The sequence below is a fragment of the Bacteroidota bacterium genome (assembly GCA_034723125.1).
Classification (GTDB): domain Bacteria; phylum Bacteroidota; class Bacteroidia; order CAILMK01; family JAAYUY01; genus JAYEOP01.
This window is the reverse complement of the sequence record JAYEOP010000125.1, coordinates 1-4,222: the sequence shown is the minus strand read 5'-3', so window position 1 is coordinate 4,222 and position 4,222 is coordinate 1. Positions and strand designations below refer to the sequence as shown.

Here is a 4,222-nt window from a genome sequence, read left to right as displayed (position 1 = left end):
AAAAAATCAACGTTATTCAGGCAGGCACAGACTGAAGACTGCTGACTGAAGACTGCGGACTGGAGACTGAAGACTGCGGACTGAAGACTGCGGACTGGAGACTGAAGACTGCGGACTGGAGACTGGAGACTGAAGACTGCCGACTACTATTAGCCTTTTACCCTACCAAATCTCAAAGCTTTAATAAGCCAATTTGGTAATTGTTTTTTAGGATCACGCTTTGTGAGGTCAAGGTACCAGCCTATTTTTTTTACAATTGGTATTTTATGTGTTTCCACAAATTCAATTAATGTTCCATCAGGATCTTCAATGTAAGAGAAATGTCCTGCGGCTTCACCCATGTCAAAACTTTGACTACTGTCAACAGTAAAAGGATAGTTGTTTTCTTTGCATTTTTCTCTCAAAGCATCCATTCCGTGAATATCGAAACAAATGTGAATAAACCCAAGATCGCCCCACATTCTATCTTTGAATATTTTTTTAGGTTCACGATCAAGCACTTGAATAAGTTCAATTTTTGATGAACCGAACAGTTTGCTAAAACTACCTGTTCGTGGATAACCCGGTTTTAGAAGTACTCTTCTTAACTTATTATTTTCCCCGGGAAGAATTTTAAAACTTTCAAAAGTATCAGTAACATCATAAACAGCAGCATTGTATCCTAAAATTGTACTGTAGAAATTAATTGCTTTATCCATATCGGAAACACCTATAATTGCTCCTGCTACGCCACTTGTTAAAGATTTTTGATTACTAAACCAATTACCTTTTGTTGATATTATTTGAAAAATATTGTCATAAGGATCTTTAATAAAAAAGAATAAATGCTCTTTAGGATCTTCTTGTATCTCTGAAATTATACTTAATCCTTTTGATTTAAAAAATTTATATGAAGCATGTATATCTTTCGATTTAATTTTTGTTGCAAAAATACCAAGATCGCCTATTTGAATATCAAATTTAGGAGCTTCAGGATTTCTTTTTGTGTATTGCCAAATCTCAAAACCACTGCCTCCATTTAAATTTAGTGCAAGTACTGCGTATCTTTCTCGAGGTTTTCCTCCTGTATAAGGTAACATAATTTCAGCAACGGAAGCATCTTCAAATATTTTTATATCCATTCCCAAATTTTGACGATACCATTTCCATGCTTCTTTTACATTTTCAACGCCAATACCTACTTGCTGAATTCCGCTAATATTTATATCCATATTAAAAATTTCAATAATAGTTACTCTAATGCTATTAAAAACTGATTATAAAAAGGTGCAAGTTACTAAGTTGCTTTTAGTTTTGAAACTATTTTATAAAATAATCCCGGTAAAAATCTTTTCATGTGTACCATGAGTAACTCTTTACCCCCTATTAAAACTTCTTTTTTATTTTTTTGCATCGCACTAATGATTTGTACAGCACACTTTTGAGGACTTATTCCTGTTGCTTGTCCCTCATCCATTTTACCATGTTCTTTCCCATCTTTATCAAGTGCATGCTTAGAAATATTCGTTTGTACACGCCCGGGACAAACAATAGTAACTTTAATATTTTTATCTCCCAATTCAACTCTCACAGTTTCGTAAAATCCATGAATTGCATGTTTGGAAGCAGAATAAGCTGAGCGTAAATAAAAACCAAATTTACCTGAAATACTACTTGTTGCAATAATATGTCCTCCTCCGTTTTTTATCATTATTGGCAGTAAAGCCTTTGTCATGGAAATCCCTCCAAAATAATTTATTTCCATAAGCTTGCGGTCAAGCGATAAAGGAGTTTCTAAAACAGAAGACCTTTGGCTTATCCCTCCGTTAACAATTAAAATATCAACATTTTTAAAATTTTTTATAACTTTATTTGTTGCATCCGTAACTTCTTTGGGCTTTCCAAGGTCAAAAACTATTACTTCACATTCTGCACCTAATGTATTGCATTTTTCCTTTACTTTGGATAATTCATTTTTTTCATGTGAGGAGATAATTACCTTCGCTTTAAGTTTTGCAAATTCGTAAGCAAGCTGTTCACCTATACCGGATGAAGCACCTGTTATCCAAACAATTTTATTCTTTACTTCCATAAATATTTGAAATTGTAATTTTTATAATAATTTAATTTATCATCTTTTATTTGGAATTCATCAGTAGGATCTAAATTAATTTTTGATGCGTTAATTCCTTTAGCAAATTCCTTTTGTCCTGTAAAAACATAAGCTTCATCCCAAAGATTATTTTCTAACACTGAATTTATTAAAAAACTACCTCCCTCAATTATCAGCGATTGAATATTTCTTTTGTAAAGAATATTAAATATTTGAGGAAGAATATTTGTTGTAAAATCAATTTTTACATAATCAAGATTCTTTTCCGTTTTTTCTTTCTTTGAATTAAACACTATTGTTTGAACCTTTTTGTCAAACAAATGATTGCTCAGTGATAGTTCCAAAAATTCATCAAGAACCAAGCGTATTGGGTTCTTATTATTCCAATCTCTGCTTGTAAGCATTGGGTTATCATATTTTGCTGTTTTTGTTCCTACAAGAATCGCTTGTTCCTCACTTCTCCATTTATGAACAATCATGCGCGAAAATTCATTAGATATCCATTTTGAGTTGTGATTATTGTCAGCAATAAATCCATCCTTGCTTTGTGCCCATTTTAAAATCACGAAAGGTCTTTTTTGTGTGTGAAAGGTGAAAAATCTTTTGTTAAGTTCAGCACCTTCTTCTTTAAGAACTCCTATTTTCACTTCAATTCCTGCATTTTTGAGTTTTTCAATTCCCCTTCCTGCCACAACAGGATTTGGGTCTTTGTTTGAAATAATAAGCTTTTTAATTTTTTTTTCAATAATTAAATCAGTACAAGGAGGAGTTTTTCCATGATGAGAGCAAGGCTCAAGATTTACATAAAGTGTGGAATATTTTAAATCATTTATATTCCCAACTGAATTTATTGCGTTTACTTCTGCATGAGCTTCGCCAAATTTTTGATGAAATCCTTCTCCTATTATTTTATTATCTTTTACAATTACACAGCCAACAAGCGGATTTGGTGCAGTGTTTGGAAAACCAAGTTTTGCCAACTCAAGACATCTTTTTAAATAAAATTCATTTGACATTTAAAATATATTTGTTCTTAAAAACAATGCAAAGATAAGTATCTCAAATTATCAAATTGCAAATACTACAAAACAATACTTTAGGGAGGTTCTTTAAATACATTTCTTTTAAGAAACAAAGATAATGAATAAGATGCAAGGCACAAATTTTTCTGAATAGCCGTAGTTTTTAACGCAGTCAGATTGTTTATTATCTTTGTTCCCAAAGGGTTTTCATTCCGAAATTTCGGAACATATACTTCTTCAAAACTTTTTACATTATCCCGATTTGTTTCAAATTTTTTCATTGTCTATAAAAAACTCTGAAAATCTTAATGCGAATGTATTTAAAGAACCTCCCTTAATTAAAATTTTGATATTCAAAATATTAATCTTAATTTTGACCTTAAAAAAAAATAAAGATGAAAATTGATTGGCACGACTACATTGTTACGGATAAAGATATTATTGATGGTAAACCCATTTTTAATGGTACACGATTATCGGTTGAATTTATTACAGGACTTTTTGCATCAGGATGGTCAAAAAAAGAAATTCTCAAAAATTATCCTAAGCTTAAAGAAAAAAACCTTCAAGCAATGAATATCTTCATTTACGAATGTATGAAAGATAGTTTAATGTTTAAATTACCAAAATAAATTTAATTATGAAACTTTTGATAAATGAAGACATTCCTAAAGCAAGTATTGTAACTTTACAAAATACAGGTTATAATATTCGTCAAGCTAAAGGACTTAAAGATAAAGAATTACTTGCAATTGCTATTTCTCAAAAACGAATTATAGTTACTTTTGATGGAGGAATTGGGGATAAAATATTAAATGGAAATCTTTCTTTTCCGTCAGGAATAATCAAGTTGTCTATTTCTACATTTAATGAAATATCACCTGCACAGCTACTAATCAAATTATTTGAAACAACTAAAATTCAGTTTGAAAATCACTTTACGGTTATTTGTGATAAATATGTAAAACAAAGATGCTTTAGCTCTTTTCAAGGAAATCATGTTTAATGGGAGGTTTGATAAACTTCGTTACTACTCAGCAACTTTGCAAAATATAAAAGCCACAGATTCACAGATTTAAAAACTACCCAAGGTAGTCTTCTCTGTAAA

At 30.9% G+C, this 4,222-nt stretch carries 6 protein-coding genes; 2 read left to right on the top strand and 4 right to left on the bottom strand.

Annotated features, from left to right (window positions below; all coding sequences use genetic code 11):
• Positions 1 to 149: 149 nt before the first annotated feature.
• The 4 genes from U9R42_03795 to U9R42_03780 form a co-directional block, all read right to left on the bottom strand.
• On the bottom strand, positions 150 to 1,211 hold the full coding sequence (locus tag U9R42_03795; GenBank protein MEA3495139.1) for a VOC family protein: 1,062 nt from the start codon (positions 1,209 to 1,211) through the stop codon (positions 150 to 152).
• Positions 1,212 to 1,276: 65 nt separating this feature from the next.
• Positions 1,277 to 2,071: an SDR family oxidoreductase gene (locus U9R42_03790; protein ID MEA3495138.1), complete on the bottom strand. Its 795-nt coding sequence runs from the start codon at positions 2,069 to 2,071 to the stop codon at positions 1,277 to 1,279.
• Complete coding sequence (ribD, locus tag U9R42_03785; protein ID MEA3495137.1) at positions 2,062 to 3,108, bottom strand: bifunctional diaminohydroxyphosphoribosylaminopyrimidine deaminase/5-amino-6-(5-phosphoribosylamino)uracil reductase RibD; 1,047 nt, start codon at positions 3,106 to 3,108, stop codon at positions 2,062 to 2,064. The genes U9R42_03790 and ribD overlap by 10 nt, the downstream gene beginning before the upstream one ends.
• 80 nt (positions 3,109 to 3,188) lie before the next feature.
• A complete protein-coding gene (locus U9R42_03780; protein MEA3495136.1) occupies positions 3,189 to 3,395 on the bottom strand; it encodes a hypothetical protein in 207 nt (68 codons plus the stop codon).
• Between the two features lie 114 nt (positions 3,396 to 3,509).
• On the opposite strand from U9R42_03780, the gene U9R42_03775 reads away from it, so the two are divergent.
• Together U9R42_03775 and U9R42_03770 are read left to right on the top strand one after the other, a co-directional pair.
• Positions 3,510 to 3,746, top strand: coding sequence for a DUF433 domain-containing protein (locus U9R42_03775; protein MEA3495135.1), 237 nt, complete (start codon positions 3,510 to 3,512; stop codon positions 3,744 to 3,746).
• A gap of 8 nt (positions 3,747 to 3,754) precedes the next feature.
• Positions 3,755 to 4,120, top strand: a complete 366-nt coding sequence (locus U9R42_03770) for a DUF5615 family PIN-like protein (protein ID MEA3495134.1) — start codon at positions 3,755 to 3,757, stop codon at positions 4,118 to 4,120.
• Positions 4,121 to 4,222 lie beyond the last annotated feature (102 nt).

Bases quoted from the DNA above. Each gene is read 5' to 3' on its own strand.
- U9R42_03795 (MEA3495139.1), bottom strand. From the start codon at position 1,211: ATGGATATAAATATTAGCGGAATTCAGCAAGTAGGTATTGGCGTTGAA.
- U9R42_03790 (MEA3495138.1), bottom strand. From the start codon at position 2,071: ATGGAAGTAAAGAATAAAATTGTTTGGATAACAGGTGCTTCATCCGGT.
- ribD (MEA3495137.1), bottom strand. From the start codon at position 3,108: ATGTCAAATGAATTTTATTTAAAAAGATGTCTTGAGTTGGCAAAACTT.
- U9R42_03780 (MEA3495136.1), bottom strand. From the start codon at position 3,395: ATGAAAAAATTTGAAACAAATCGGGATAATGTAAAAAGTTTTGAAGAA.
- U9R42_03775 (MEA3495135.1), top strand. From the start codon at position 3,510: ATGAAAATTGATTGGCACGACTACATTGTTACGGATAAAGATATTATT.
- U9R42_03770 (MEA3495134.1), top strand. From the start codon at position 3,755: ATGAAACTTTTGATAAATGAAGACATTCCTAAAGCAAGTATTGTAACT.